Raw genomic sequence first — 26,730 nt, forward strand, 5'->3', positions numbered from 1 at the left:
GATTGCATCACCTCGGTTCGACTGATGTACCGAGGTGCCTGTATCGCAGGCAAGCCAGCTCCCACATTTGATTTTGTGTTGTCAGGGGTTAAGCAGTCTGCCCAACCCATCCAGCAAACGCTTCAACGCCCCCTGATTGGCGCGCATCACCGCCAGCCCCGCCTGCCCCATCTTCTGCGCGTCCTGCGGCAGCTCGAACAAGCGCTGCACCGCCACCGCCAACCCCTCGGCATCGTCCACTTCCTGCAACGCGCCGGCGTCGCGCATCATTGCGCTGATTTCCAGGAAGTTGAACACGTGGGGCCCGCAAATCACCGGTTTGGCCAGCGCCGCCGGCTCCAGCGGGTTATGCCCGCCCGTGGCGACCAGGCTGCCGCCGACAAAGGCGCTGTCGGCCAAGGCATACAGGAACAGCAACTCGCCCATGGTGTCGCCCAGCAACACGGAAGTCTGCGCCGTTACCGCCTCGCCACTGGAGCGACGCACCGTGGCGAAACCCTGCTGCTGGCACAGCTCGAACATCGGGTTGAAACGCTCTTGATGGCGTGGCACCAGAATCAGCAAGGCATTGGGATAACTGGCGAGCAACTGGCGATGGGCAGCGAGTACCACTTCATCTTCGCCTTCGTGGGTGCTGGCGGCGATCCATACCGGGCGTTCGCTGGCTTGCCATTGCTCACGCAAGGCGGCGGCGCGCTCCAGCAGTTGCGGGTCGATGGTCAGGTCGAACTTGATCGAGCCGGTGACCTCGACCGTCTCGGGCCGTGCACCCAGGCTGCGAAAACGCTCGGCCTCGGTTTCGGTCTGGACGGCGAACAGGCTCATTTCCGCCAACATCGGCGCGGTCAGCTTGGCGAAACGTCCGTAACCCCTGGCCGAACGGGCCGACAAGCGCGCATTGGCCAATGCCACGGGGATCCCGCGCTTGGCGCATTGGTGTATATGGTTGGGCCACAGCTCGGTCTCCATGATCACCGCCAGTTTCGGCTGCACACGATCGAGAAAACGCTGGGCCGCACAGGGCAAATCGTACGGCAGGTAGCAGTGCTGGATGCGCGGTTCGTTGGCGAACAACGCCTGGATGCGCTCGGAACCGGTGGGCGTCATGCAGGTGACGGTGATCGGCAGCTGTGGATAACGCTCCAGCAGGCCACGAATCATCGGTGCGGCGGCGATGCTTTCGCCGACTGACACGGCGTGCACCCAGATCCCGCCAGGCTGCATCACCGGCAAGCCGTAGGAAAAGCGCTCACCCACGCGCTTGGCATAAGCCGGCGCCTTGCGTGAGCGCAGCCACAGACGTAAAGCCACCAACGGCAGCGCCAGGTAAAACAGACAGCTGTAGAGAGTTCTATTCATGGCGGCGGAGTTTATCGGCTTTTTCAGTCGATCGCCTGCAAGCACTCGGCAAAACGTTCGGCGAAGAAACGCGCGGCCGGGCCGAGGGGCTCATCGCGGCGCCACACCAGTTCCACCACCAGCGCCGGCGGGGTCCATTCGCTGTTCAGTTCAACCATCTGGTTCTGGTAGGTCGGGTACTGCACCACATGCCGCGGCAACCACGCCCAACCCAGGCCGCGGGCCAGCCATTCCGCCAACACGTAGAAACTGTCGGCGCGCCATACCTGCGGGCTCGCGGCCTCGCTGCCGGGGTAAACGCTGGTCTGCGTGGACATCAACAGTTGGCGATACTGCGCCAGCCGCTGGCAATCGACGAACGCTTCCTTGGCCATGGGATGCCCGACGCCGCACACGGTGACCATTTCAACGCTGCCCACCACCCGACGCTCCAGAGCTTCGGGGATTTGATCGTGATAGAACAACATCCCCAAGTCCGCCTTGCGCTCCACCAGCTTGCGCGCGACATCGCCTTGAGCACTGCTGGAAAGCTGCACCTCCAGATTCGGAAATTTTCCCGCCAATCTTTCCAGGCTATTAAGCACCGGCTGATAGAGCATGGCTTCATCCTGGGCCAGGCGCAGGCAGGCTTCCTCCCCACGCATCAACGACAAGGCGCGGCCATTCAGGCGCTCGCACTGGCGCAAGACCTCCCGCGCCTCTTCGAGCAATACCGTGCCGGCCTCGGTCAATCGGGGCTGACGGCCACTGCTGCGATCGAACAGACACACACCCAGGTCTGCCTCCAACAGGGCAATTCCGCTGCTGACCGCCGACTGCGCCCTGCGCTGGTCTCGCGCCGCCGCCGAAAACGAACGCTGCTCGGCGACACTGACAAACAGGCGCATTTGCTCAAGATTCCACTGCACGCTCATGGCTCAACCCATCTTTAAATCGGATAGGTAATGACTTTACCGCATCTGGTAAATCTCTAGAATGCCGACCTAATCAAGCGACCCTGTACCGAGGATTTACCCATGAACGCCGCCTACTATTACCTGGCCATTGCCATCTGCTCGGAAGTGATCGCTACCGTTTCCATGAAAGCGATCAAGGGGTTCAGCACGCCGATCCCGCTATTGCTGGTGATCGTCGGCTACGGCGTGGCCTTCTGGATGCTCACGCTGGTGGTGCGCACCGTACCGGTGGGCGTGGCATATGCGGTGTGGGCCGGGATGGGCATTGTCATGGTTAGCATCGCTGCATTGTTTATCTATGGGCAGAAACTGGATATCCCGGCGATGCTGGGGATGGGCCTGATTGTGCTTGGGGTGGTGGTGATTCAGTTGTTCTCGAAAACGGCCGGGCACTGAGCGTTCACATGAGGCTCAACTGAGGCTGAAACTCGCAGCCTCGTTTCACTCGACAGCTCCTACGGTGCGCCTGTCATTAGGGAGCGTTGGGGCGAAGATTCACTTCATGAGCCTGTATACTGCGCAGCCTGTCTTGAACACTGAGGTCGCTGCATGCCATCCGTTATTTCCACCGACGTTCTGATTGTCGGCGCCGGAGTTGCCGGCCTCTGGCTCAATGCGCGCCTGCGCCGCCAGGGGTTTTCCACAATACTGGTGGAAAGCGCCACCCTCGGTGGCGGGCAAAGCGTGAAGTCCCAGGGGATCATCCACGGCGGTGCGAAATACGCATTGCATGGTGCCCTGACCGGCGCCTCCGAAGCCATCGCCGACATGCCCCGCCGCTGGCGCGAAGCCTTGGCGGGCAACGGCGAGCTGGATCTTTCCGGTGTTCGCTTGCTGTCCGAAGCCCACTATTTGTGGTCGCCGGGCACCATCGCCGGCAACCTCACCAGCTTCTTCGCGAGCAAGGCCGTGCGCGGCCGCGTGGATCAAGTGAAGGGCGATGACCTGCCACCGGCCCTGCAAGACCGCCGCTTCAAGGGCAAGGTCTACCGCCTGGCCGAACTGGTGATCGATGTCCCGAGCCTGATCGAACGCCTGGCGCAACTGGCCGGTGACGGCTTGCTCGCCGGGGAGAAGATCGAGCCGTTAATGGAAGACGGCACGCTGGCAGGCTTGAAGGTCGATGGCCGCGAGATCCGCGCCCAGCGTATCGTACTCAGCGCCGGTGGCGGCACCGCGGATTTGCTCAGCGCCCTGGGCCTGAGCCAACCCGCCATGCAACGCCGACCGCTGCACATGATCATCGCCAAGGGCCCCGGCCTGAAGCCGCTCTATGCCCATTGCCTGGGTGGCGGCACCAAGCCACGCATCACCGTGACCACGCACCCCGCCGCCGATGGCAATTGGGTGTGGTACCTGGGCGGTGATATCGCCGAGGCCGAAGGTGTCGCCCGTACCCCGGAACAGCAGATCGCCACCGCACAAAAGGAGTTGGCGCAGCTGCTGCCCTGGATCGACATGAGCCAAACACAGTGGGCAACCCTGCGCGTAGACCGCGCCGAACCGTTGCAATCTGGCCTGACCCGCCCGGACAACGCCTTCCTCGCCGAGCAGGATCGCCTGTTGGTGGGATGGCCGACCAAGCTGGCATTGGCGCCGGACTTCGCTGATCGGGTGATCAACGCACTGGAACGTGACGGCATCAAGCCAAGTGCCACGGAAACGCTCCCCGAACTGCCAAAACCCGCCATCGCCCAACCTGCCTGGGAGCAACTGCTGCCATGACCCTGCCGACCCTGCATGACCTTCATCGCCCGCTGGGCAGTACCGGCCTGCTGGTTTCGCCGCTGGGTTTGGGCACCGTCAAGCTGGGGCGTGACCAAGGGGTGAAATACCCCAGCGGCTTCCAGATTCCCGATGACGATGCCGCGCGGATGCTGCTGCGCCAGGCCCGGCAATTGGGCATCAACCTGATCGACACCGCCCCCGCCTACGGCCGCAGCGAAGAACGCCTGGGCCCGCTGTTGCGCGGCCAGCGCCAGGAATGGGTGATCGTCAGCAAGGTGGGTGAGGAGTTCGCCGAGGGAGTGTCCCATCACGATTTCAGCGCGGCCCACACCCGGCTTTCAGTGGAGCGCAGTCTGAAACGACTTGAAACGGATTTTATCGACCTGGTGCTGGTGCACTCCGACGGCAACGACCTGCACATCCTCAACGACTGCGAGGTTTACCAGACCCTGGCGGTCCTCAAGCGTGAGGGCAAGATCCGTGGTTTCGGCTTCTCCGGCAAAACCGTAGAGGGCGGCGTAAAGGCTCTGGAACAAGGCGATTGCGCCATGGTCACCTACAATCTGAACGAACAGGCCGAAAAAGCCGTCATTGATTATGCGGCCGCCCACGGCAAAGGCATCCTGGTGAAAAAGGCACTAGCCAGTGGCCATGTCTGCCTGGAATCAGGAGTGGATCCAATTTACGCCAGTTTCATGTTGTTGTTTGCGCAAACCGGCGTCGCCAGTGCTATTGTCGGGACCATTAATCCGCTGCACCTCGCCCATAACGTAGCGACCGCTGCCAAGGTCATTCGCCAACTCTGATGCCGCCGACGCGGCCGACCCCGACGCAAGAAGGAGCCGACATGGCGCGAACGCTCATTAGAAAAAACCCGAGTAACTTTAAAACACTGCCGCTGCATGTCGAAGCCACGCCCGAAGGCTTGAGTTACCAGAGCGTCGGCATGCCGCTCAACTTCGCCCAGACCCTGCAGCGGCGCAAGCCGGTGGAGGTGAAAGACACTGAGCGTTTCGTGCTGGAACTGGCCAACCTTGGTGTCTCGGTGCGCCTGACGCTGCATTGGCAGAACCGTGATTACTGGGTGCTGGTGCGCCAGCGTCGGCAAGACCGTGGCGACGTTGTGCTCAAGCTGATCTCCGGTTATGTGCCGGCCCACGAACTGAACCTGCCACTGCACACCGCCATCCAGGAAATCGCCGAGGAATGCCTGCTGGAAACCCCGGAAGGCTGGCTGGGCGGGCGCTTCAACGACACGTGGCTTCCGGCCCCCTACTCGTCTGCCCTGCACTACCGCGAAGCGTTGCCGTTTCGTCTCTCACCGCTGTCCGGGGCCGCGCGCCCGGTGCGCTGCGCCACCATGCAGTTGATTGAACGGCCACGGGCTTACGTGCACCTGCCGACGGCTTCGCTTCAGTTGATTTATGACTTGCGCCTGGAAGTGCCCAAGGAAGCAAAGTCCCTGAGCCTGTTTCATGTGGACGAGCGCCTGGAGGGTGACCAACTGGTGGCCCGCCTGGACCGGCAACGCCCGGACCTGTACCTGATGCCGCTCAAGGACGGACAGCCGTGTGCAGAGCTGTATACCTTGAAGAAGGATCAGCTGTATCCGGCGAGTACGCGAGGGTTGTATCTGGCAGAGAGCTTTGCCCAACAGGAAGGCTGGGTGGTGCGTGATGAGCGGATCCGCTGGAAGGATTGGCTACGCCAGCAAGGATTGAGTGCGCCAGAGAAAGAGTCGAAATTAAAGCGTTTGACGGGTAAGGCGCGGCAGATCTTGCGCAAGATCGTGCCGAAGAAAAAAGCCAACCCGTAACCGGACGCCAGGTCGCGGCAGTCAAATGTGGGAGCGGGCTTGCTCGCGAATGCGGTGTGTCAGTCACCGCATCTGCCCGCTGATTCACCGCTTTCGCGAGCAAGCCCGCTCCCACAATCAGTTACTGCGGATTTTTTCCACAATCGCGGTGGTCGAGCTGTTTTCCACCAGCCCCAGCACTTTGACCTTGCCACCGTAGGCACTGACGATATCGGCACCGACCACCTGGTCGATCGAATAATCACCGCCCTTGACCAGCACATCCGGCTTGACCTGAGCCAACAAGTTTTCCGGTGTCCCCTCGGCAAAGCTGATCACCCAGTCCACCGCCCCCAAGCCCGCCAGTACCGCCATGCGACGGTCGACACTGTTGATCGGGCGACCAGGCCCTTTCAGGCGGCTGACTGACGCATCGTCGTTGACCGCCACGATTAAGCGATCGCCTTGGGCCCGCGCCTGCTCCAGGTAGGTCACGTGACCGGCGTGAAGGATGTCGAAGCAACCATTGGTGAAGACAATGCTCTCTTTATGGGCACGGGCATCGTCAATTGCCAACAGCAGTTGTTCGATACTCAACACACCACGCTCCGAACCCTCGGAACGCTGGATGGCGCGGCGCAGCTCAGGTGCGCTGATGGCAGCCGTACCCAGTTTGCCAACCACAATGCCCGCTGCAAGATTGGCCAGGGCCACTGCGTGGGGCAACTCTTCACCGGCGGCAATGGAGGCCGCCAGGGTAGAAATCACTGTGTCGCCGGCACCGGTCACGTCGAACACTTCACGGGCGCGCGCTGGCAGGTGCATCGCAGGGTGATCAGGGCGCAGCAAGGTCATGCCGTGTTCGCCACGGGTCACCAGCAGGGCGCCCAGGTCGAGGTCGGCCATGAGTTTGGCACCCTTGGTCACCAACTCGTGCTCATCGACGCAACCGCCGACGATGGTTTCAAATTCGCTGAGGTTCGGCGTGATCAGGCTCGCGCCCCGATAAATCGAGAAGTCCTTGCCCTTGGGATCCGCCAGTACCGGAATGCCCCGGGCCTTGGCGGCCTGGATCAGCATCTGGTGGTTTCTCAAGGCGCCTTTGCCGTAGTCGGACAGCACCAGCACCTTGATGCCTTCGAGCAACTCGTCAACCTGGGCGCTTAGGGCCAGGGCGTCGGTGGCGAAGGGTTCTTCAAAATCGATACGCAGCAATTGCTGGTGCCGGCTCATGACCCGCAGCTTGACGATGGTCGGCTGGTGGGGAATGCGCTGGAACAACGCACGCACACCAGCACCCCGCAGGCTGTTAGCCAGGCTGTCGGCGGCTTCGTCGTCGCCGGTCACACCCACCAGGGAGGCCGGGGCGCCGAGAGCGGCAATATTGAGGGCAACGTTGGCAGCGCCACCTGGACGGTCTTCGATTTGCTCGACCTTGACTACCGGTACCGGTGCCTCAGGGGAAATCCGTGAGGTACCGCCATGCCAGTAACGGTCGAGCATGACATCGCCGACCACCAAGACAGGGGCTTGATCGAATCGCGGCATGGACAACTTCATGGAGCAACCCACATACAAAATGAACAGGGGCGCGATATTACCACAGGGTTGTCAAAGGCTTGTCGGGGTGTGCAGAGAAGATGTTGCGAGGGTAATGGAGTGAGGGGCCAGGCCCCTCACTCCGGCACTTCAGGTGATGTCGGCCGGGATCGGCGCGTCCAGGCCCATGGCGTGCAGGCGGGCGTAATAACCGTTTTGCGCCAGCAGTTCGCCGTGGGTACCGCGCTCGACAATCCGGCCATCGTCCATCACCAGGATCAGGTCGGCTTTCTCGATGGTCGACAGGCGGTGGGCGATCACCAGGGTCGTGCGGCCTTGCATGACCTTGTCCAGGGCCGCCTGGATATGGCGCTCCGACTCGGTATCCAGCGCCGAGGTCGCCTCGTCGAGGATCAGCAATGGCGCATTCTTGAGCAGGGCCCGGGCAATGGCCAGGCGCTGGCGTTGGCCACCGGACAGCAGCACGCCGTTTTCGCCGACCTGGGTATCGAAGCCTTTGGGCAACTGGTCGATGAAGTCCTTGGCATAGGCATCGGCCGCCGCCGCCTCGACATCGGCCCGCGGTGCACCGGCCAGGTCACCGTAGGCGATGTTGTTGGTCACGGTGTCGCTGAACAGGGTCACGTGCTGGGTCACCTGGGCGATGTGCCGACGCAGGTTGAGCAGGCGATAGTCTTCGATTTCCACGCCATCCAGCAGGATCTCACCGCTCTCGTGGTGGTAGAAACGCGGGATCAGGCTGGCCAGGGTCGACTTGCCGCTACCCGAACGGCCCACCAGGGCAACCATCTGCCCGGGCTCTGCGGTAAAGGTGATGTCCTTGAGGACATGGCGATCGGTGCCCGGGTAGGTGAAGTTCAGGTTGCGCACTTCCAGACGGCCGTTGACCTTGTCGCGCTCGATGGTGCCGCGATCGATTTCTACATCCTCGTCCAACTGCTCGAAAATGCTTTCGGCACCGGCTACGCCTTTCTGGATGGTCGAGCTGACTTCGGACAGCTGGCGAATCGGCTTGGGCAACAGGCCGGCCAAGGTGATGTAGGCCACCATGTCACCTGCAGAAGCATCACCGCGAAGGTACAGAACCAGGAACATCAGCACCGCCATGGCGCTGTAGATCACCAGTTGCAGCGCCGGCGTGTAGATCGCGCCGGTACGGGTCATGCGCAGTTGCTTGTTGGTGTTGCTCAGGCTGGCCTTGAGGAAGCGCTTCTGCTCATACACCTCACCGCCGAAGCTGCGCACGACGCGGTAGCCCTGGATGGTTTCCGAGGCGACGTGGGTGACGTCACCCATGGCAACCTGGATCTTCTTGCTCTGCTTGCGGAATTTCTTGCTCGCGGTGCTGACCATCACTGCAATCAACGGCAGGATGGCAATCATCACCAAGGTCAGGCGCCAGTTCATATACAGCAGCGAGGCGAACAGGAAGATCACCGTCATGCCTTCGCGAATCACCACCTTGATGGCATCGGTCGCCGCACCGGTGACCATGGTCACGTTGAAGGTGATGCGGGAAATCAGGTGCCCGGAGTTGTGATTGTCGAAATAGCGATTCGGCAAGGTCAGCAAGTTATTGAACAGTTGCACCCGCAGGTCATGCACCAGGCCCAGGGAAACCTTGGCCAGCAGGTAGTTGCCCAGGAACGAGCCGAGGCCCTGCCACGCGGCGATCAGGATGATCAGCAGCGGCACGGCCTGCAGCAGTTGCAGGTCCCGCAGGCCAGGTACCGTGGGGAACAACACCGCTTCAGGGTTGGACAGGCCATCGACAAAGTACTTGAGGATGTAGCCCAGCATCGGCTGGGTCGACGCGAAAATCAGAAAGCCGACGATACTCAGCGCGAACAAGCCGGCATAAGGCTTAACGTAGCTGAGCAGACGGAAGTATATTTTCAAGCTCGAAGGGCTTGCGCTCGGACTGGAGTCGGTCATATCACGCGGCGGTTTTGAAAAAGGAGGCTGACTTTAGCACAGCTTCTCTGTTGTACTTGCACGCAGCACAACCGCGGCCCCGTTGGACCCAACGGGCGACATTGTATAGCCACTACTTTAGTATGGTCGGCTTTCTTTATTCTGGAACGGCTTTTCTGTATGCAATCCAAGCGCCTTACATATGGCTCAAACCGCGTTTTCGACTTCCTCTGTCTGTGGATTCTGCCCATTGGCTTGTTGCTGCTCCTGAGTGCGCTGTTCTTCGTTACCAATCGAAATGTGCTGCACAGGTTTTACTACCTGCTGTTCGCCGCGCCGACACTGTTGCTGCTGTGCCTGCGCCCGACGGAACTCAAGCAGGTATTGCGCGAGCCCCTGGCGATTGCCTTCGTGGTTTTCTCGGGCTGGGCGCTCATCAGCCTGTTCTGGAGCCCTGAGCCCACGATAGACTCCGACTTGTTCAAGCGGCCACCGAATACCTTCACGTTGTTTGCCGGTTTGGGACTGTTGCTGCATTACCGCAACGAGCTGTTCAAGCCGATCTTCTTCTGCGCCGCGCTGATTGCACTGATCTCCAGTGCCTGCAGCCTGGTGGCTTTTGCCCCCCACTTCGCGGAGGGCGCGCGAATGATCGGCGGGCGCGGGGCTCTTGATAATGCGCTACTGAGCTCTCATGTATTCGGATTCTTCTGCGTCTACTGGCTGTACGTATGCATGACCACCAAGCGTGCGCACGTACTCTGGTTCAGCGTTCCGGCACTGGCAATCATGGCCGCTGCAGTGCTGGCCACCGGCTCAAGAACGCCGCTGGTTGCCCTGGTCCTCGCCGTACTCTGGATGAGTTTCACCACTCGCAATCGGCGCGCGGCCCTGCTGATCACCTGTATGACGCTGGGGGCTGCGGCGCTGTTGCTGCTCTATCCCGAACTGATCACCAATCGTGGCAGCTCGTTCCGCTTCGAAATCTGGGGCATGTCGCTTGAGCGTATCGCCGAACACCCCTGGATCGGCCACAGCTACGACTCAGAACTGTACCTGACGCTTCCCGACAGCTATCAGCTGCGTGAACCCCACAGCTTTGCCCTCGGGGTACTCTATTACGTCGGCATCATCGGCTTCATCCCGTGGATCTTCATGCTCGGCTGGGGCCTGTACAAAAGCCTCAAGGAACGTGCGCAGCCGTTGTTCATCCTGGCCTCCTCCCTGCTGGCCTACGGCATCGGTGCCGGCCTGACCGAAGGCGGCGGCATTCTCTCGCGGCCAAAAGAACACTGGTTCCTGCTATGGATCCCGCTGGCGCTGATCGCCGGCCTGAGCATCGCCCAGCGTCGCCGCAGCCTGCTGCGCATGCCGGTTCAACGCCTGAAACCTCAAGACTTCGAACAGCTGTGCGCCGACGCCCACGTGATTGAAGCCGATGGACTGGGGCCCAAGGTCCTGCGCCTGGAGGATGGCAGCTTCCTCAAGCTGTTCCGCCCTCGTCGCTGGTACACCTCCGGCAGCTTCAATCCCTATTCCGAGCGCTTTGCCAGCAACAGTGAGCAGCTGCGCGCATTGGGGATTCCATCACCGGTCATCCTCAATCTCTACCAGTTAAAGGATGCCAGCAGCGCCGTACGTTATCAGCCGCTGCCCGGCCTGACCCTGCGCCAGGCCCTGCAAAGCCTGGACAGCAGCCTGCGGGAATCGTTGATTGAGCGTTTCGGCCGGTTCATGGCCCAGCTTCACGAGCGCGGCGTGTACTTCCGCTCCCTGCATTTGGGCAACGTGCTGTTGATGGATGACGGCGAGTTCGGCCTGATTGACGTGGCCGACATGCGCATCTACCCGTCAGCCCTGCGCAACGCCCTGCGCCAGCGCAACCTGCGGCACATGCAGCGTTATCCACAGGATCGCAATTGGTTGTTCGAAACCCATTTCGAGCAATTGGCCAAGGGCTATGCGTCGGTTGCCTCGCCAAGCGCCACGGCGAAGATTCGTGAACAGGTGCTGAAGCTCAACAGTCCGGCCGCGCAGGTCACGAGCCCGGCCAAGTGATGGTGTGAACCGCTGAGGTTCCAAGCCCCTGGCCATTGCGGTGTACGCACTGGCCAGGCCGAAGCCCTATGAGCTGCGCTGCGGCGCCAGATACAGCCGCACCAACCCACGCAAGGTCTTGCGCCCCCAGAACTTCAAGGGAATCTGCTTGAGGATCTCCCGCGCCAGCGGGCGGTCGCGGTCGGCGGTCTTGAGGAACATCGAGTTCAGGAAGTTGTAGCGAACCTGATCGTAGGCCGGATGATCGCTGAACAACCCGTAAGTCTTGAGGATGTTCTGGATCATGTAGCGATGATTCTTGTACGTATTGGTCGCGTGCTGCCGATAGCGCGCCATCACCACGCTCAACACGTCGATGGTGTAGCCGGCGTGGGTGATCTTCAACTCGATCAACAAGTCTTCCAGCGGAATCAGTGGATCGAATCCGCCGACTTCTTCCAGCGGCTGCCGACGGATCATCAGGGTCGGTGCCGGCGGAAAAGGCTTGCGGTCCAGGAACAGGTCATCGAAGTCCAGGCTGCGAAACGGCAAATCGCGGCGCTGCTTCTTCTCCGGGTACGGCTTGCCGTCACCATCAATCAACTCGATATTGCCAGCACAGATGCCCACCTTCGGCTTGCCTTCCATGTAGGCAACCTGAGTGGCAATACGCTCGGGCAGCATGATGTCATCGGAACCGAATGGCACGATCAGGCTGCCTTTGGCGCGGGCGATGGCGCCGTTCAGAGTGTTGGTCAGGCCCTGGTTCTGCTGAACCTGGAAATCAAACCCGTGCTCGGCCTGCAAGCGCTGGATGCGCTCCACGCTGTCGTCCTTGGAACCGTCGTCCACCACCAGTAATTCGATGTTGGGGTAGGTCTGGCCGAGCACACTGAGGATACTCTGCTCGATATACGGGCCATGGTTGTAGGAGGCGATGATCACAGTGACCAGGGGTTGTTGCAGACTCATGCTTTACCTACTTCACGCAGACCGGTTTCGATCAGGTTCAAATACTTGTGCCGGAACTCGTCCAGGGTGTGGTTTTCTTCCAGATAGCGGAACACTTGCTCGCCCTTGGCACGCAACTGCTCGTCGCTCAACGCCAGGTAAGTGTCCAGCGCCGCCGCCAGTTGCTCGACGCTGCCCGGGTCATGGGACAGCCCGCCTGCACCTTCCACCAACGGCAACATTGCCGGGCCGTTGGAGGCGATGACCGGCAAATGGCCGCTCATGCCTTCCAGCAGCGCCAGGCCCAGGCCTTCGAACAGCGAGGGCATGGTCCAGATGTCGAAACCGCGCACGTACTTCATGCCATCTTCACGAAAGCCCAGCAGGTGCGCACGGCCGGTCAGGCCCAGGCGCTCGATGTCGGCGCGCAGGTCTGCTTCGGCGCGGCCAGAGCCGATGATGCCCACCTGAGCCTCAGGGTATTTGTCCTTGAGGGTGGCGAAGGCTTGCAGCAAATGAGTGTGGCCCTTGATCGGCACCAGCCGGCCCAAGGCGCCAATCATCCGCGCATCCAGCGGCAGGCCCAGGGCCTTGCGCGCTTCATCCCGCGGCAACTGCAAGGCCTCGGCCTGGGGGATGTCGATAGCATTGGTGACAAAGGTCGTGTTTTCACGGGTGAACCCACAGTTGAGGTCCACCAGGTAATCCCTGACCGCGGCCGACACCCCGACAAATCGCCACGCCGGGCTGACCCACTTCTGGGTCTGGCGCCGACGGTAGCCACGGGCGTACTCGCCAAAACCGTGGGAGATGCCGATGCACAGGGGAATCTTCAACCAGCGGTTGAGGGACAGCATCATGTTGACTGACTTGAAGCGGTTACAGATGACCACATCGAATTTCTGCTCGCGGCAATATTTGTAGATCTGCCACATAGCGCCGAAACGGATGCCCTTGAGGGATTTTTCCGGCAACTCGAAGTAATGGGAGTGTTCAGCCACGCTCAAGGGCTGGCCGGGCAGCGGACGGCCGCTGAGGAACCCGGATGTGACCTCGAAACGTTCAGCCGGCAAAGCCTTGACGATCTGCTCGCCGAGGTCGGCGAAGTCGTGGGTCTTGACGTTGTAGTCCGGCTGTAACTGCAAAACCTTGAAACGAGGTTTCATAACTCTCCATGCTGCAATCTGGCTGCGGGCACGCAGCCCGGCGAAAAAGGGGCGGCAGGCCCTGCAAGCCTGCCTTCAATAAGGTCTCAATCCTGCTTTAAAACCCAGAGCAATTCATGGCGGCGCACCGCCTTGCGGAAGAATTCATTCTCTCCGTAAGGCGATGGACTACGGCCCGCCAATAATTGCTGCAACCACCTGCGCACGCGGCGCTTGAACGGCGCCCGCGGCTGCAAGTCGTGCATCATGCCCAGGGCCATGGCCTTGTCTTGCTGCTGGTTCAGCGTGAGCGGCAAGCTGCAAGGCACCAGTTCGTGCGTGGCATCAAAGCGTGGCGGCAAGGCCACGCCAGCGCCCGAGTCGCCCATGGGCCAACGATCATTATCATGCAGGTGGTTGGCGTAGCCGAGCAATGTACCCGGCTGCCACTCCAGGCCTTGCAAGGCTTCGAGGATCGCGGCGTGGGCGCAGATGTGATCCGGGTGCGGATCCAGCAGCGGCGTTGGCAACACGATGACCTGAGGGCGCGCCTTGAGCAGCAACGCCCGGAGGTCGGCAATCAGGTTTTTCCAAGTTGGGGCACCGTCCACATCCCCGGGCAAGGCCAGGGCATTGAACTGGCGAAACAGCCGCGTATCGTCCAACTGGGCTTCCCGGGAAGCCTGGGGCTGATCTGGCGCGGCCTGCATCGCCGGCAGTTGCATGCAGAAGTAGCCCAACTGCACGCACTGCGCCTCGGGTACGCCCGCCCAACGCGGCACGGTGACGCTATCCCAGGCACGCAGGCGGCCTTTTAGGCGTGCGGCATCGGCCTTGGGCATGCCCATTTGCTGATAGTGATCGGCTTCGATTTCGCCCGCTGTAAGGGTGACGATCCAGCTCTCATCGGCTTGGCTGTAGAGGCTGAAGGCGGCCAGCTCGGCATCGTCGGCATGGGGCGCAATGACCATGACGCGCTGGTGACGGTAATCCGGCTGGCGGAACAACCACAGCGTCGGCTGCCCCTTGATCCGGCAGAAACGCCCGCGCAAGCGCAGCTTACCTCCGGACAGCGCTTCGCCCATGCCTGTCAGGTTGAGATAGCGCCGCCCTGCGACACCTCGCTCGAAGACTTGCCGGTCTGGCGCATCCAGGCCCAACACTTCCACCGCCGGGTCGAGAAAACGCCCCAGCCACGAGCTTTTGAGCTCAACCCCTACGATCAGGGTTTCATCGCCCACCAAGGGCGTGTCCAACAGCAGGCGCCCTGCTTCAAGACGCAGACCCGCGCACTCGCTCCCTTCAGGAAACGCGTACTCATAGTCGTCTTTAGGCGAGTAGAACAGATGGTCGGCAAACCAGGCTTCATGCGCGGCCCACAGCACCACCGCCAGCAGCAGCGGCAACCACCAGGCCACCAGCACACCGACGGCCACCAACAGCAAAAGTCCCACCAACAACGCAATACGCTTGTTGCGCCGATGCTGCTTGAGCAGTTGCTGTTTGCGACTCATACGCTGAACACCGGCACCGGGTTGCACCAGCGCTCCTTGTATTCCCGATCGGAACGCCCGAAGGAGAAACGCAGCGGCTTGTCGCTCGCTCGCGCTTGCTCCCAGGCACTTTGGGTATTCAGGAAGCTCAACACGCTGCCAGGGCTGAATGCCTTGGTTTCCGGGTCGACACCGCCGTTGACGTACTCGGCGCTGACCCATTCCGGCGCCTGCACCTGATACACCAGTTGCACGGCAATCGCAGCGTCATTGAGAAACAGCACCGAGCCGAACAGGAACTCCTTGAGCAGCTCCAGCACTTCGGCCAGACGTTCGGCCCCTGCGGCCGGGAAACCCCAGCGCCGCTGGAACAGGTCGCAGTAAATCGCCGCCAGTTCGCTGCTGGAAAACTCGCTGACCGCCCGCACCACGCCGCCCGCCTCTTCCAGCAAACGCAGTTCGCGGCGCTGGTTGTAGCGAAACTTCTTCGACAGCTCTTCCGGTGTGCGCGCCATGGCCAACTGCTCGGCCTGGGGCTTGAGGGTGCTTACGCGCCCCTCATTCAGTGCAGAGAGATAACGCGCGCGATGGCGCAGCGGCAACTGCGCATCGGCGGCAATCGGCAGGATGATCTCGGCGTTACCCAGATCAAACAGGCCTTTTTTGCCTTTGCGCTTGAGCACGTCCTTGGACAGGGCCAGGTCGCGCCCCCAGGTAGCAATTGCACCTTTCAGCTCGCCGTCCTGCTCCCAGCCCAGGTAACGCACCGGAATCTGCGCCAGGTGCGCCAGCCGCTCGACGATCTGCGGATGGGTTGCCACGCTGCCACCAAAACGCTGCCAGGCCTGGGAGTAAACCTCGGCCTCGACAGGCGTCCAGCCACGTTCACGCCAGCCCTGGAAGCGGTTCAGCATTTAGACCACAGCGTCATAAGGGTCCACGCCGTCCTTGACCACCAGGATGTCTTCCATGATCAAGTACTGCAGGTCGGAACCGAAGAACATGTTCAGCGCATCAGTCGGCGAGCAGATCATCGCTTCACCACGACGGTTGAGCGAGGTGTTCAGCGACACACCGTTGCCGGTCAGCACTTCCAGCTCTTTCATCATGTCGTAGTAGCGCGGGTTGTATTCGCGCTTGAGCACCTGGGCACGGGAGGTTCCATCTTCATGGACCACTTCCGGCACGCGGGTTTTCCACTCTTCCGACACCTCGAAGGTGAAGGTCATGAACGGCGCAGGGTGATCGACCTTGATCATCTGCGGCGCGACGGTGTCGAGCATCGACGGGCAGAAAGGCCTCCAGCGCTCGCGGAACTTGATCTGGTGGTTGATCCGGTCAGCCACGCCGGTGGCGCTTGGGCAACCGATGATCGAACGACCGCCCAAGGCACGCGGGCCAAACTCCATGCGGCCCTGGAACCAGGCCACCGGGTTGCCGTCGACCATGATCTTGGCGATGCGCTTGGGCATGTTTTCGATCTTGCGCCAGACCGGCTTGCTCTCGTGCTTGGCGCACGCGGCGATCACGTCTTCGTTGCTGTAGGACGGGCCGAGATAGACGTGTTCCATCTTCTCCACCGGTACACCACGGGCATGGGACACGTAGGCTGCCGCACCGACCGCGGTGCCGGCATCGCCGGACGCCGGCTGCACAAACAGCTCCTTGACGTCGTCACGGGCAATGATCTTCTGGTTCAGCTTGACGTTCAGTGCACAGCCGCCGGCGAAGGCCAGCTTGCCGGTGTCTTTGAGGATGTCGCCCAGGTAATGGTCGATCATCTGCAACGCCAGCTTCTCGAACAGTGCCTGCATGCTGGCCGCGTAGTGGATGTACGGCTCGTCGGCGATATCGCCTTCGCGCTTCGGACCCAGCCACTCGATCAGCTTCGGCGAGAAGTAGAACCCCTTGCCCTTCTCTTTGTAGCGGCGCAGGCCGATGACGTTGGCGTAGTCGGTGTTGATCACCAGCTCGCCGTTTTCAAAGGAGGCCAGGCGCGAGAAATCGTACTTGCTGGCATCGCCATACGGCGCCATGCCCATGACCTTGAACTCACCGTCGAGCATCTCGAAACCGAGGAACTCGGTGATCGCGCCATACAGGCCGCCGAGGGAGTCCGGATCGTAGAATTCCTTGATCTTGTGGATCTTGCCGTTTTCGCCGTAGCCGAAGAAGGTGGTGGCGTACTCGCCCTTGCCGTCGATCCCGAGAATCGCGGTCTTCTCCTGGAAACCCGAGCAGTGGTAGGCGCTGGAAGCGTGGGCCAGGTGGTGTTCAACCGGTTCGATCTTGATTTTCTTCGGATCGAAGCCCAGTTGCTCCAGGCACCAGACGATCTTGTTGCGATAGCGCTTGTAGCGACGGTTGCCCATCAGGATCGCATCGAGGGCGCGGTCCGGGGCGTACCAGTAACGCTTGGCATAGTGCCAGCGGGCCTCGCCGAACAGGCTGATGGGGGCGAACGGAATCGCGACCACGTCAACGTCGGAAGGCTTGATACCGGCTTGTTCCAGGCAGAACTTCGCCGACTCGTAGGGCATGCGGTTCTTTGCATGTTTGTCGCGTACGAAGCGCTCTTCTTCGGCGGCAGCGATCAGCTTGCCGTCGATATACAAGGCTGCGGAAGGATCATGGCTAAGGGCGCCGGACAGGCCAAGAATCGTCAATGCCACAGGGGTCTAGCCTCTTTTAGTCTGCATGCAGGCGCGTCACGCCTGAAAAAAGTGTGCTTCTCGCCTGGGCGAGAAACAGCTAAAGGGCGGGATTATAGCGTAAACACGGCGCGGGATGATCTAGGGATTGTGGCGACCGGTTGTCACTGCAGACCTAGCGGAATATCTCGATGCTGCCGTCCCTGTTCTGGCGGTAAACCGTGTAGGGCAGCACGAGGGTGTCGAGCAAGCCGGAGCCCACCAGCTCGGCGGCGAAGATCGGCAGGGAGCCGGAGGCATCGCGCGTGTGCTCTTTGGTGGTGTCGGGGGCGCCGTTCAGTGTGCAAAAACCGTAGATCACCCCACTGTAGATACGCGGCACGTTTTCACAGTAACTGCGCGATTCCTTGAGGTTCTGGCTGGCAACGGCGTCCGGGCGAAACACCGTGTTGATGGTGCCGCAACCGGTGGTGGATACCAGTACAGCGGCGAGAAGACATTTGGTTGTAAGACTCACGGACAACTCCATTTGGCATAAGTGTGGGCGTTCATCCCTGGCCCATATAACCCTACTGGATCCGTTTATGAACCCGGGCGCCAATAAATACTGATGTTGCCATCGGCACCTTGGCGATAAACCGTATAGGGCAGGACTACTGTATCAACAATGCCCGAGACCGTTATATCCAATAGAACGAACGGCACCAGTATTCCAGTAGGGTCCGGCACGGCATGCAGCAGGCAGAAATCGAAGGCGACGCCACTGTAGACACGAGGAATCGACTGACAATAGGTTTTTTGCTTTCTGAGTTCACGTGCCGCTGCCGCATCCTCGCGCAATACCGTATTGGCCGTTCCACAGCCGCTCAACACAAGGATTCCAATGCTTAGCGCAGCAGTCATTTTTAGTGTCATGGCCAGCCCTCTGAATGGTCAGCAACGCTAACATTGGCCCTGTTCGTGCCCCAGACCCCGTGCACCGCCGCGCCATGTAGGAGGATTCCGAAATGGTAAAAGCTGGCTGAATCTTTAAACTCGCGCACTTTTGTGCGTCATGGATGCTGGTTTACTCATGAAAGTTGCTGCCCCCAAACGCTTCGCCCTGTTGCTTCCCGGCCTTCTGGGACTGTGTAACGGCGCCCTGGCCGACGAGGCTCCGCTGGTCCTCGACCCCAGCGTGGTCACCGGCTCGCGTAGCGCCAGCCCGTCGTTTGACCTGCCTTATTCCGTGGACAGCATCAGCCGTGAGCAAATCAGCGACGGCCAACTGGGCATCAATGCCTCCGAAGCCTTGTCCCGCGTGCCTGGCCTGGTGGTTCAAAACCGCCAGAACTACGCCCAGGACTTGCAGATTTCCTCCCGTGGCTTCGGTGCCCGCTCGGCGTTTGGGGTGCGCGGTATCAAGCTGATCGCCGACGGCATCCCTGCCAGCACCCCGGACGGCCAGGGCCAGGCCGCCACGTTCAACCTCGACACCGCCGAGCGCATCGAAGTCCTGCGCGGCCCGGCCGCTACGCTCTATGGCAGCAATGCGGGCGGCGTAATCCAGATGTTTTCCCGCAACGGCGAAGGCCCACCGCGCATCGGCGCCGAGACGCTGGTGGGCAGTGACGGCCTGAGCAAGAACCATCTGACCGCCGAAGGCGCGGCAGACGGCGCAGGTTTTGTGCTGGACGCCTCGCGCATGGACACCGATGGCTATCGCGACCACAGCAGCGCCCGTCGCGACCAGACCTTTGCCAAGCTCAATTTCGAGCCGGATGAAGACAGCAAACTGGCACTGATCTATAGCAGCCTGGAGCAAAACGGCACCCAGGATCCGCTTGGGCAGGCGTGGGATGCATACAAGGCTGACCCGCGCTCGGTCAGCAGCGCCGCCGAGCTGTACAACACCCGCAAGAGCATTGACCACCAGCAAGTGGGGATGAATTACGAGCGGTACTTTGGTGAGGCAACGCTGCAGGTGAATGCCTATACCGGGCGGCGGAGTGTGATTCAGTATTTGTCGATTCCCAAGGGAACGCCCGCCAACGAACGCGGCGGCGGCGTGGTCCAATTCGACCGCAAGTTCTACGGCGGCTCCGTGCGCTGGATGCAGCCCATCGACAGCGTGCCGGGCGAGCTGATGATCATCACCGGCCTGGATTTCGACCAGAGCGAAGACAGCCGCCACGGCTACCAGAACTACAGCGGCAACACCCTTGGCGTAAAAGGCCAGCTACGCCGGGATGAAATCGACACCGCTCGCAGCCTCGACCCCTACATCCAGGCCAACTGGGCCATCGACCGCTGGACCCTGCAAGCCGGAGTCCGCCACAGCACCATGGAACTGGACGTCGACGACCAGTTCCTGAGTAACGGCGACTCCAGCGGCAACAAGACCTACCAGAAGAACACGCCGTCCGTCAGCGTGATGTACGCCTTCACGCCCGACCTGCACGGCTACATCAGTGCCGGCAAGGGTTTCGAGACGCCGACTCAGGCGGAGTTGGCCTATGCGCCAGGCAATATCGAAGGGTTTAACTTCGGCCTGAAGCCGTCCGAAAGCACACAATATGAAGTGGGCTTGAAGGCACAGCTGAGCGACACCCGGATCAACGCCGCTGTCTTCCAGATCACCACCGAGGACGAGTTGGTGGTGGATCAATCGATCGGCGGCCGCACCAGCTACCAGAACGCCGGTCGCACCCTGCGTCGCGGCTTCGAGCTGGGCATCGAAAGCCAGCTCAGCGAACAGTGGAGCACCAACATCGCCTACACCCGCCTGCAAGCCACCTACGACAGCGACTTCATCGGCGGCGGCAAACCGGTGGACAAAGGCAACTACCTCCCCGGCGTCCCGCAAACCACGTTATTCGCCGAACTGAACTGGAAACCCCGGGACTGGGTCAGCACCGCCCTGGAAGGCATGTACCGCAGCAAGGTCTACGTCGAAGACACCAACCAGCAACACGCGGCACCGGGCTACAGCGTATTCAACTGGCGGGCGCGGTTTGAGCAGAAGGTGCAGCACTGGACCTTTCACCAGACCTTGCGCCTGGATAACTTGCTGGATCGCCAATATGTGGGGTCGGTGATTGTCGGAGACGGCAACGGACGCTATTACGAAGCAGCGCCGGGACGCTCGTGGTACGCCGGCGCAGGCGCCGAGTACACATTTTAGAAACTGACCATCGAACTTGTGGCGAGGGAGCTTGCTCCCGTTGGGCCGCGCAGCGGCCCCAAAACCCCTACCCCACTGCCTTTGGCAACCGCTGGTCAATCACCCGATACAACGCACTGCTCTCAGGCCAGTTACGCATAAACCTTGCCCGATCCCTGGCATATGCCGGAGCGAAGCTGCTCAAGGACGTGTGCTGACACATCGAATCAAGGTCGATAAGCGCCCAGCGATCCGTGTGCCAGAACAGGTTATGCCCCTTGAAATCCCCATGGCTGATGCGCTCGCGGATCAACTCTGCAAACAAGTAATCCAGGGCCTGCAATTCGGCCTCGGGCGCCTCGCCACTTTCAACGTACGGTGCAAACCGCTCGATGATGTCCGGCCCCGGCAGGTACTCGGTCACCAGGTACGCCCGGCTGCGCAGCCACAGGAAACGCTTTTCCAGCAGCGCCAGCGGCTTGGGCGTGGCGATACCGAGGAACGCCAGGCGATTGCCTTCGCGCCACGAATGCCAGGCCCGGCTCGGCCGCCAGAAACGCTTGAGCCAATGGGCAAAACCCTTGATGTTGTAGCGTTTGATCACGAGGGGCCGACCGCCCACCTCGACCTTGGCGACACTGGCTGCACCACCGGTCTTATACAGGTGCCCCAAGTCGAGTAGCGCGTCGGCCTGCTCCAGCACTGGCAGCATCGACGCCTCTTCCTCACGACGGGTCGCGCGCAAAGCGAATGGCCCGCGCACCACACTGAACAGCGTGCACTCACGGCCAACCTTGCTCAGGAAATCCTTCAAGCGCCAGGCACTGACTTTACGTACCTGCTTTTGCAGCGCTTCCAGCGGCAAGGCATGCTCGCCATTGCTCAGCAGATAATGCACCAGCAGCTCTTCGGTAAATGGCTCGAGGTTTTTCGGCAACTGTGCGAAAAACACCCCGAGGTTTTCCAGCACCCGGTTGCGCGACAGCGGCTTGCCCGCCTCTTCGACACAGATCCCGGCACCATCGATCAGATACAGCTTGCCGTCCTGGCGCAGCAGGTTGTCCAGGTGCAGGTCTTCCTGCCACAAGCCTTTGGCGTGCATCTGCGCAATTGCACCCAGCGCTTCGGCGAGCACCGCTTGCTGCTCGTCAGCCAGCGGCGGCAAGGCTTCGACGGCATGCCAGGCATCGGCCAGGCTGTCGGCGCCTTCCAGAAACTCGAACAGCAGCCAACCGCCCTCACCTTCTTGCAGACCATCGGCCAGCAACAGCGGCGTGGTCAGGCCTTGCTCAGCCAACAACCGCACGCCCCTGAGTTCACGCTGAAAATGCCGCGCCGCCTTGCTGCCCACCAGCAGTTTGGCCAGCACCGGGCGCCCGCGCCACACGGCTGCGCCGACATAGCGCTGGCCCGGCAATACCCGCAGCAAACTGAGCAATTGCAACTGCCCAGGCCCGGCAGCGTCCGCCAGCTCGATGCTCAAGGGCAGGCTGGGTGTACGGCCGGCATTTTTCAGTTCGGACAAACGCATCAGCGCTTCTCCTTGTGAGTACGACGGGCTGCCAGGCGCTGATGCCAAGTGGCGACCAACGCGCTGCTCTCAGGCTGATCCAGATACGCCGCCAACAGCTGGCGCACCTGATCGTCCGACCATTGCGGCGCACGGCGCAACAGCGGTTCCAGGTCCTTGACCCGATCACGCCAGCCAAACAGCAGCGGGCGGGTTTTCTCCAGGTCGATCAATTGTGCCGCATACCCGTCGCCGGTGGCCTGCAGGAAAATATGCTTGGGATAAAAACAGCCATGCACCTGGCCCACGCTGTGCAACTGACGAGCAAGCTGACCGCAGGCCAGCAGGATTGCCCGCTGCTGCACGTCGCTCAACTCAGACCATTGCTCCAGCAATGAATCCAGATCATTCCAACCATCCAGCGCCCGGGTCAGCAACATCGCCCGATGCTCTCCGGCCACTTTGCGCTCACCGAAAAACGCCGCCTGCAACGCCGGAATACCCAACTGCCGATAGCGGCTGATGTTACGAAACTCGCGGGCAAAACTCGGCTCGCCAAACGGGCGGTGCAAGGTGCGCGTCAGGTAGTTGCTCTGGCGCTTGAGGTAGTAGCCCTGGCCTTCGAGTTCGAGGCGAAACACGCTGCTCCAGCCGCCGCGGCTGGTATTGGGCTCGTCCACGGCATCCAGTTGCTTGGCCCACAGCGCGTCGAAAGTGCCGAGGCCGTTGCGCTCAAGCAATGCTCGATCTTCGGCCGCCAGGAAATCACTCATTCTCGCCCCTCGAAAAACTTCACCACGTGGCGAATTCGCTGTTTGTCCGCCGCGCTCAGGTGCTTGCGCTGACGGTATTGCATGTAGAAGCGCAGGCGCTGGGTGGCCGACAAGTGATACTTGGCGACCTTGTCCAGGCAGGCCAGGTCCTTGGTGATACGGTATTTGAGCCAGAACCCGCGCCAGAAATCGCCGTTGGGGCAATCGATCAGGTACAGGGTTTGCTGGTCGTCCACCAACAAGTTGCGCCACTTCAAATCGTTATGGGTAAACCGGTGGTCGTGCATGGTCCGCGTGTATTCAGCGAGCTGGCGACTGATCTTGTTGACCCACACCGGGTCGGACAGTTGCGGGTCATTGCGCTCGGCCAATGCCGACAAATCTTCGGTCTTGGGCAGCTCGCGCGTGATCATCGCCCCACGGTGATAAGCCAGGCCTTTGCGTTCCAGGCCCCAGGCGATCACGTCGGCGGTGGGAATGCCCCACTTGGCGAAGCGCTTGAGGTTCTGCCATTCAGACTTGACCCGTGGCTTGCCCAGGTAGCGGCGCAACCCCTTGCCCGCGCCGACGTAGCGCTTGACGTAATAGTTGACCCCACCGCGCTCCACGCGAATCACTTCGGATAGTGGATCGCGGGTCAGCCGCTCGCCTTGCAGGGCGAACACTGCTTCCAGGCTACCAAAGTCATCCGCCAGGGCGGCGTAAGCGGGTTCCAGGTTCCAACCCGCCATCAGAGCGCATCCCCGTAGCGTTGCTTGCGGTCGTAGAGCTTGGCCGCCTTGCGTTCCAGCCATCCCAGCAAGGCGGCTTCTTCAGCGAGAATCTGGCGCAGTGGCTGCTGGAAGTAACCCTTGAGGAAGCGCAGTTTGTCGCGGCGGGTCAGGCCGATGTCCAGGGCCGAGAAGTACAGCGCGGCCAGGTCCTTGTTGCGCCAGCGCAACGGAATCTTCGAACGTACCTGGGCACGGTGCAGGTCGATCACCGACAGCTTGAAGTCATCGGCTACCAGCGGCTTGTCGGTGTGCAGCAGGAAATGGCAGATGTAGCAGTCACGGTGGTTGACCCCGGCGCGGTGCATCATGCCGGTCATGCGCGCCACTTCGGCGATCAGCGCATGCTTGATCACAGGCGCCGGCGGCTGCTTGACCCAGTCCATGCTCAGGTCTTCGAGGCTGACGGTCGGTGCCAGCTCTTCGGTGACAATGAAAGAGTGTTGGTCCGCCGGGTTGCTGCCCTTTTCGCCGTAAGCGACGGCGGTCATGGTCGGTACGCCCACTTCCTGCAAACGCTGGATCGCCAGCCATTCCTGGCCCGCGCCCAATACCGGTAACTTGGCGGTGATCAGGTTCTTGAGGATTTCGGCCCAGCCGATCCCCCGGTGGATTTTCACGAAAAAGCCGTGGCCGTCCACTTCCGTACGCAAGGTACGGCGGGCGTCCAGTTCACGGTACACCTGACCGTCCAGCTTCTCGACTTCGGCGAACGCATCGCGTCCGGCCCACAGGGTCTTGAACGGTTCGGCAAGAATCAACTTCATCGGTTTGGCTCCGCCAGAATCAGGTCCGCAGCGTACTGCGGCATGCTATAGAGGTCGGCCGTCTCAGCGAAGGCCAGACCATTGCGGCTCCAGGCCGCGCGCGCTTGTGGATCGTCGAGCATGTCGACCAGGTACCGGTTGAGTTGGGCCTGCTCGAACGGTTCGTCCAACACCCGGCCATTCTGGGCCTTGTCGATGTAGAACGCGTAACCGCAGACCTTGCTCACCAGTACCGGGAGGCCGGCGACCACCGCTTCGATCAGCACCATGCCGGCCGCCTCGTTGTACGCGGGGTGGATCAACAGGTCCGCGCCCAGCAGAAAGCGCGGGATATCGCTGCGCCCCTTGAAGAACTGCACCTGATCGCCCAGGCCCAGCGCAGCACTCTGCAATTGGAATACCTTGGGGTCGTCCTGGCCGATTACAAATAGCCGGGTGCGTTTCTTCAGGTTCGACGGCAACGCGGCCACGGCCTTGAGGCTGCGATCGACGCCTTTGGTCTTGAATCCCGAGCCGATCTGCACCAGCAGCAAATCATCTTCGGCCAGGCCGAATTCGCGACGAAATTCAGCGCGGACCTCCGCAGCGTTGGGCGGCGCGCGGCGGTCGCGGGCGATACCCGGCGGCAACAAGTGAAAACGCTCGGCCTGGGTGCCGTAATACTGGGTGAACAGCTGCTGCTGGTGCTCGGACAGCACCATGATCTGCGTCTTGGCGTCCTTGTCGAACACCGCGCGCTCGTATTCGGCAAAGTGCTTGTATCGGCCGAACCAGCGGTACATCGGGTTGCGCAGGGTCTGTGCCTTGTCTTCGAACACACCGTCGGCGGCGAAGTACAGGTCCAACCCCGGCATCTTGTTGAAGCCCACCACGCGGTCCACCGGGCGCTTGGCCAGGTCGGCCTGGATCCAGGCGTAGAGCTTTTCATTGCGCCGATGGTTGACCAACGCCTTGACCGGCGCCACCAGCACTTCGAAGCCCGGCGGCACGTCACCTTCCCAGATCAGTGTGTAGACGCGAATCTTGTGGCCGCGCTGCTGGCACTCCAGGGCAATGCGCATGAAGTCGCGCTGCAGGCCACCAAAGGGGAAATACTTGTAGAGGACAAAAGCCAGTTGCATCAGTGTTCCTCAGCCAATAACAACGTGCTTAATCGCGTTGCGACACGCTCAGGGTTCAGGCGAGTGAAGCACAGGGGCCACTCGCGCTTGAGATCAAACCGGCGCTGGTCTTCAGCGGTCGGTTGATAGGTGCATTTCTTTTGCAGGCACGGCGCACACGGAAAATCGCTGGCCAGGTGGACCTGCGCCTTACCGTAGGCGCCGGTCAGGCCTGGATTGGTGGGGCCGAACAGGGAAATCGTCGGCACGTCCAGCGCGGCCGCCAAGTGACCAAGACCGGTGTCGACTGCGACACACGCCTTGGCACTCGCCAGCACTCGCGCCACGCCCGCCAGGTTCAGCTTGGGCAGCACTTCAGCGTTCTTCAGGCCGCTGGCCAAGCGTTCAGCCCGAGCCTTTTCGGCGGCATTGCCCCACGGCAACTTCACGTCCACGCCGAAGCGGTCCATGCGTTCGGCCAGGTCGCGCCAGTAGGCTTCCGGCCAGTGCTTGGTGTCCCAGGTGGTGCCGTGCAGCAGCAGTACAAACGGTTTTTTCGGCGGCAGGCCCAGCAGCTTGTCGACGCTGAGGCCGTAGTCGCCCAAGCCCTTGGGAAGGTCGTAGCCCAGTGCGACGGCAAACAGCTGGCGCAAACGCTCCACCGCATGCTGCCCACGGGCCACGGCCAAACGCCGGGAATAGAAGTGCGCCGCCAACGGTTCGCGAGCCGACTGCTTATCGAAGCCGGCAACGGGAGCACGTACGTAGCGGGTCAGCCAGGCGCTTTTCAACAGGCCCTGAGCATCGATCACCAAGTCGTATTTGGTCGACTGCACGCTCTTTTTGAAGCGCCGCCATTCGCCACTCTTGAAGGTCTGCCAGAGGTTTTTGCGCCAGCGGCGGATCGCCACCGGGATCACCTTGTCCACCGCCGGGTGCCAGGTGGGAATCTCGGCGAAGCCTTCTTCCACCACCCAGTCAAACCGGATGCCCGGGATCGCCCGCGCCGCGTCGGTCAACGCCGGCAAGGCATGAATCACATCGCCCAGGGATGAGGTCTTGATTACCAGAACCCGCAA

General features: G+C 61.3%; 23 protein-coding genes. 6 read left to right on the top strand and 17 right to left on the bottom strand.

Annotated elements, in window-relative coordinates; all coding sequences use genetic code 11:
* Window positions 1-81: 81 nt before the first annotated feature.
* A complete protein-coding gene (waaA, locus tag BLU46_RS13655) occupies window positions 82-1,359 on the bottom strand; it encodes a lipid IV(A) 3-deoxy-D-manno-octulosonic acid transferase (protein WP_093202401.1) in 1,278 nt (425 codons plus the stop codon).
* Window positions 1,360-1,382: 23 nt separating this feature from the next.
* The gene (locus BLU46_RS13660; RefSeq protein ID WP_017478316.1) at window positions 1,383-2,273 is read right to left on the bottom strand and encodes a LysR family transcriptional regulator; all 891 of its coding nucleotides are present in this window, start codon (window positions 2,271-2,273) and stop codon (window positions 1,383-1,385) included.
* A 102-nt stretch (window positions 2,274-2,375) separates the two neighbouring features.
* Between BLU46_RS13660 and BLU46_RS13665 the strand changes: the two genes are divergently transcribed.
* The 4 genes from BLU46_RS13665 to BLU46_RS13680 all read left to right on the top strand — a co-directional run bounded on the left by BLU46_RS13665 (window position 2,376) and on the right by BLU46_RS13680 (window position 5,859).
* Window positions 2,376-2,711, top strand: a complete 336-nt coding sequence (locus tag BLU46_RS13665; protein WP_003209492.1) for a DMT family transporter — start codon at window positions 2,376-2,378, stop codon at window positions 2,709-2,711.
* Between the two features lie 153 nt (window positions 2,712-2,864).
* Window positions 2,865-4,040, top strand: a complete 1,176-nt coding sequence (locus BLU46_RS13670) for an NAD(P)/FAD-dependent oxidoreductase (RefSeq protein ID WP_063033411.1) — start codon at window positions 2,865-2,867, stop codon at window positions 4,038-4,040.
* A complete protein-coding gene (locus BLU46_RS13675) occupies window positions 4,037-4,849 on the top strand; it encodes an aldo/keto reductase (protein WP_093202406.1) in 813 nt (270 codons plus the stop codon). The genes BLU46_RS13670 and BLU46_RS13675 overlap by 4 nt, the downstream gene beginning before the upstream one ends.
* 41 nt (window positions 4,850-4,890) lie before the next feature.
* The gene (locus tag BLU46_RS13680; RefSeq protein WP_063033413.1) at window positions 4,891-5,859 is read left to right on the top strand and encodes a hypothetical protein; all 969 of its coding nucleotides are present in this window, start codon (window positions 4,891-4,893) and stop codon (window positions 5,857-5,859) included.
* A gap of 117 nt (window positions 5,860-5,976) precedes the next feature.
* Here BLU46_RS13680 and hldE read toward each other — a convergent pair whose 3' ends face one another.
* The gene (gene hldE / locus BLU46_RS13685) at window positions 5,977-7,398 is read right to left on the bottom strand and encodes a bifunctional D-glycero-beta-D-manno-heptose-7-phosphate kinase/D-glycero-beta-D-manno-heptose 1-phosphate adenylyltransferase HldE (RefSeq protein WP_093202409.1); all 1,422 of its coding nucleotides are present in this window, start codon (window positions 7,396-7,398) and stop codon (window positions 5,977-5,979) included.
* A 129-nt stretch (window positions 7,399-7,527) separates the two neighbouring features.
* Window positions 7,528-9,333, bottom strand: coding sequence for a lipid A export permease/ATP-binding protein MsbA (gene msbA / locus BLU46_RS13690; protein WP_093202412.1), 1,806 nt, complete (start codon window positions 9,331-9,333; stop codon window positions 7,528-7,530).
* A 159-nt stretch (window positions 9,334-9,492) separates the two neighbouring features.
* Here msbA and BLU46_RS13695 point away from each other — a divergent pair, with 159 nt between their 5' ends.
* On the top strand, window positions 9,493-11,370 hold the full coding sequence (locus BLU46_RS13695) for an O-antigen ligase family protein (protein WP_093202417.1): 1,878 nt from the start codon (window positions 9,493-9,495) through the stop codon (window positions 11,368-11,370).
* A gap of 66 nt (window positions 11,371-11,436) precedes the next feature.
* Here the strand turns inward: BLU46_RS13695 and BLU46_RS13700 are convergent, their stop codons facing one another.
* The 7 genes from BLU46_RS13700 to BLU46_RS13730 form a co-directional block, all read right to left on the bottom strand.
* Window positions 11,437-12,321, bottom strand: coding sequence for a glycosyltransferase (locus BLU46_RS13700; RefSeq protein ID WP_093202421.1), 885 nt, complete (start codon window positions 12,319-12,321; stop codon window positions 11,437-11,439).
* Window positions 12,318-13,466 carry a glycosyltransferase family 4 protein gene (locus BLU46_RS13705; RefSeq protein ID WP_093202426.1) on the bottom strand — a complete coding sequence of 383 codons (1,149 nt, stop codon included), beginning with the start codon at window positions 13,464-13,466 and terminating at the stop codon, window positions 12,318-12,320. The genes BLU46_RS13700 and BLU46_RS13705 overlap by 4 nt, the downstream gene beginning before the upstream one ends.
* 86 nt (window positions 13,467-13,552) lie before the next feature.
* Complete coding sequence (locus BLU46_RS13710) at window positions 13,553-14,959, bottom strand: PIG-L deacetylase family protein (protein WP_093202431.1); 1,407 nt, start codon at window positions 14,957-14,959, stop codon at window positions 13,553-13,555.
* A complete protein-coding gene (locus BLU46_RS13715; protein ID WP_093202436.1) occupies window positions 14,956-15,852 on the bottom strand; it encodes a GNAT family N-acetyltransferase in 897 nt (298 codons plus the stop codon). Before BLU46_RS13715 ends, BLU46_RS13710 begins: the two co-directional genes overlap by 4 nt.
* Window positions 15,853-17,610, bottom strand: coding sequence for a carbamoyltransferase family protein (locus tag BLU46_RS13720; RefSeq protein WP_063033420.1), 1,758 nt, complete (start codon window positions 17,608-17,610; stop codon window positions 15,853-15,855).
* A 154-nt stretch (window positions 17,611-17,764) separates the two neighbouring features.
* On the bottom strand, window positions 17,765-18,118 hold the full coding sequence (locus BLU46_RS13725) for a YceK/YidQ family lipoprotein (RefSeq protein WP_093202441.1): 354 nt from the start codon (window positions 18,116-18,118) through the stop codon (window positions 17,765-17,767).
* Between the two features lie 53 nt (window positions 18,119-18,171).
* Entirely contained in the window at window positions 18,172-18,504 is a 333-nt protein-coding gene (locus BLU46_RS13730; protein WP_081253223.1) for a YceK/YidQ family lipoprotein, read from the bottom strand.
* A gap of 157 nt (window positions 18,505-18,661) precedes the next feature.
* Here BLU46_RS13730 and BLU46_RS13735 point away from each other — a divergent pair, with 157 nt between their 5' ends.
* Window positions 18,662-20,752 carry a TonB-dependent receptor family protein gene (locus BLU46_RS13735; protein ID WP_093202445.1) on the top strand — a complete coding sequence of 697 codons (2,091 nt, stop codon included), beginning with the start codon at window positions 18,662-18,664 and terminating at the stop codon, window positions 20,750-20,752.
* Between the two features lie 67 nt (window positions 20,753-20,819).
* Here BLU46_RS13735 and BLU46_RS13740 read toward each other — a convergent pair whose 3' ends face one another.
* The 6 genes from BLU46_RS13740 to waaC are packed head-to-tail and all read right to left on the bottom strand — an operon-like array spanning window position 20,820 to window position 26,730.
* On the bottom strand, window positions 20,820-22,262 hold the full coding sequence (locus tag BLU46_RS13740) for a lipopolysaccharide kinase InaA family protein (protein WP_093202450.1): 1,443 nt from the start codon (window positions 22,260-22,262) through the stop codon (window positions 20,820-20,822).
* On the bottom strand, window positions 22,262-23,014 hold the full coding sequence (locus BLU46_RS13745; RefSeq protein ID WP_063033424.1) for a lipopolysaccharide kinase InaA family protein: 753 nt from the start codon (window positions 23,012-23,014) through the stop codon (window positions 22,262-22,264). The genes BLU46_RS13740 and BLU46_RS13745 overlap by 1 nt, the downstream gene beginning before the upstream one ends.
* Complete coding sequence (locus tag BLU46_RS13750; protein ID WP_003209451.1) at window positions 23,011-23,745, bottom strand: lipopolysaccharide kinase InaA family protein; 735 nt, start codon at window positions 23,743-23,745, stop codon at window positions 23,011-23,013. Before BLU46_RS13750 ends, BLU46_RS13745 begins: the two co-directional genes overlap by 4 nt.
* Complete coding sequence (gene rfaP / locus BLU46_RS13755) at window positions 23,745-24,551, bottom strand: lipopolysaccharide core heptose(I) kinase RfaP (RefSeq protein ID WP_063033425.1); 807 nt, start codon at window positions 24,549-24,551, stop codon at window positions 23,745-23,747. Before rfaP ends, BLU46_RS13750 begins: the two co-directional genes overlap by 1 nt.
* Complete coding sequence (locus BLU46_RS13760; RefSeq protein ID WP_093202454.1) at window positions 24,548-25,672, bottom strand: glycosyltransferase family 4 protein; 1,125 nt, start codon at window positions 25,670-25,672, stop codon at window positions 24,548-24,550. The genes rfaP and BLU46_RS13760 overlap by 4 nt, the downstream gene beginning before the upstream one ends.
* Window positions 25,672-26,730, bottom strand: coding sequence for a lipopolysaccharide heptosyltransferase I (gene waaC / locus BLU46_RS13765; protein ID WP_017478297.1), 1,059 nt, complete (start codon window positions 26,728-26,730; stop codon window positions 25,672-25,674). The genes BLU46_RS13760 and waaC overlap by 1 nt, the downstream gene beginning before the upstream one ends.

This window comes from Pseudomonas yamanorum (assembly GCF_900105735.1).
Taxonomy (GTDB): Bacteria; Pseudomonadota; Gammaproteobacteria; order Pseudomonadales; family Pseudomonadaceae; genus Aquipseudomonas; species Aquipseudomonas yamanorum.

Bases quoted from the DNA above. Each gene is read 5' to 3' on its own strand.
- waaA (WP_093202401.1), bottom strand. From the start codon at position 1,359: ATGAATAGAACTCTCTACAGCTGTCTGTTTTACCTGGCGCTGCCGTTG.
- BLU46_RS13660 (WP_017478316.1), bottom strand. From the start codon at position 2,273: ATGAGCGTGCAGTGGAATCTTGAGCAAATGCGCCTGTTTGTCAGTGTC.
- BLU46_RS13665 (WP_003209492.1), top strand. From the start codon at position 2,376: ATGAACGCCGCCTACTATTACCTGGCCATTGCCATCTGCTCGGAAGTG.
- BLU46_RS13670 (WP_063033411.1), top strand. From the start codon at position 2,865: ATGCCATCCGTTATTTCCACCGACGTTCTGATTGTCGGCGCCGGAGTT.
- BLU46_RS13675 (WP_093202406.1), top strand. From the start codon at position 4,037: ATGACCCTGCCGACCCTGCATGACCTTCATCGCCCGCTGGGCAGTACC.
- BLU46_RS13680 (WP_063033413.1), top strand. From the start codon at position 4,891: ATGGCGCGAACGCTCATTAGAAAAAACCCGAGTAACTTTAAAACACTG.
- hldE (WP_093202409.1), bottom strand. From the start codon at position 7,398: ATGAAGTTGTCCATGCCGCGATTCGATCAAGCCCCTGTCTTGGTGGTC.
- msbA (WP_093202412.1), bottom strand. From the start codon at position 9,333: ATGACCGACTCCAGTCCGAGCGCAAGCCCTTCGAGCTTGAAAATATAC.
- BLU46_RS13695 (WP_093202417.1), top strand. From the start codon at position 9,493: ATGCAATCCAAGCGCCTTACATATGGCTCAAACCGCGTTTTCGACTTC.
- BLU46_RS13700 (WP_093202421.1), bottom strand. From the start codon at position 12,321: ATGAGTCTGCAACAACCCCTGGTCACTGTGATCATCGCCTCCTACAAC.
- BLU46_RS13705 (WP_093202426.1), bottom strand. From the start codon at position 13,466: ATGAAACCTCGTTTCAAGGTTTTGCAGTTACAGCCGGACTACAACGTC.
- BLU46_RS13710 (WP_093202431.1), bottom strand. From the start codon at position 14,959: ATGAGTCGCAAACAGCAACTGCTCAAGCAGCATCGGCGCAACAAGCGT.
- BLU46_RS13715 (WP_093202436.1), bottom strand. From the start codon at position 15,852: ATGCTGAACCGCTTCCAGGGCTGGCGTGAACGTGGCTGGACGCCTGTC.
- BLU46_RS13725 (WP_093202441.1), bottom strand. From the start codon at position 18,118: ATGGAGTTGTCCGTGAGTCTTACAACCAAATGTCTTCTCGCCGCTGTA.
- BLU46_RS13730 (WP_081253223.1), bottom strand. From the start codon at position 18,504: ATGACACTAAAAATGACTGCTGCGCTAAGCATTGGAATCCTTGTGTTG.
- BLU46_RS13735 (WP_093202445.1), top strand. From the start codon at position 18,662: ATGAAAGTTGCTGCCCCCAAACGCTTCGCCCTGTTGCTTCCCGGCCTT.
- BLU46_RS13740 (WP_093202450.1), bottom strand. From the start codon at position 22,262: ATGCGTTTGTCCGAACTGAAAAATGCCGGCCGTACACCCAGCCTGCCC.
- BLU46_RS13745 (WP_063033424.1), bottom strand. From the start codon at position 23,014: ATGAGTGATTTCCTGGCGGCCGAAGATCGAGCATTGCTTGAGCGCAAC.
- BLU46_RS13750 (WP_003209451.1), bottom strand. From the start codon at position 23,745: ATGGCGGGTTGGAACCTGGAACCCGCTTACGCCGCCCTGGCGGATGAC.
- rfaP (WP_063033425.1), bottom strand. From the start codon at position 24,551: ATGAAGTTGATTCTTGCCGAACCGTTCAAGACCCTGTGGGCCGGACGC.
- BLU46_RS13760 (WP_093202454.1), bottom strand. From the start codon at position 25,672: ATGCAACTGGCTTTTGTCCTCTACAAGTATTTCCCCTTTGGTGGCCTG.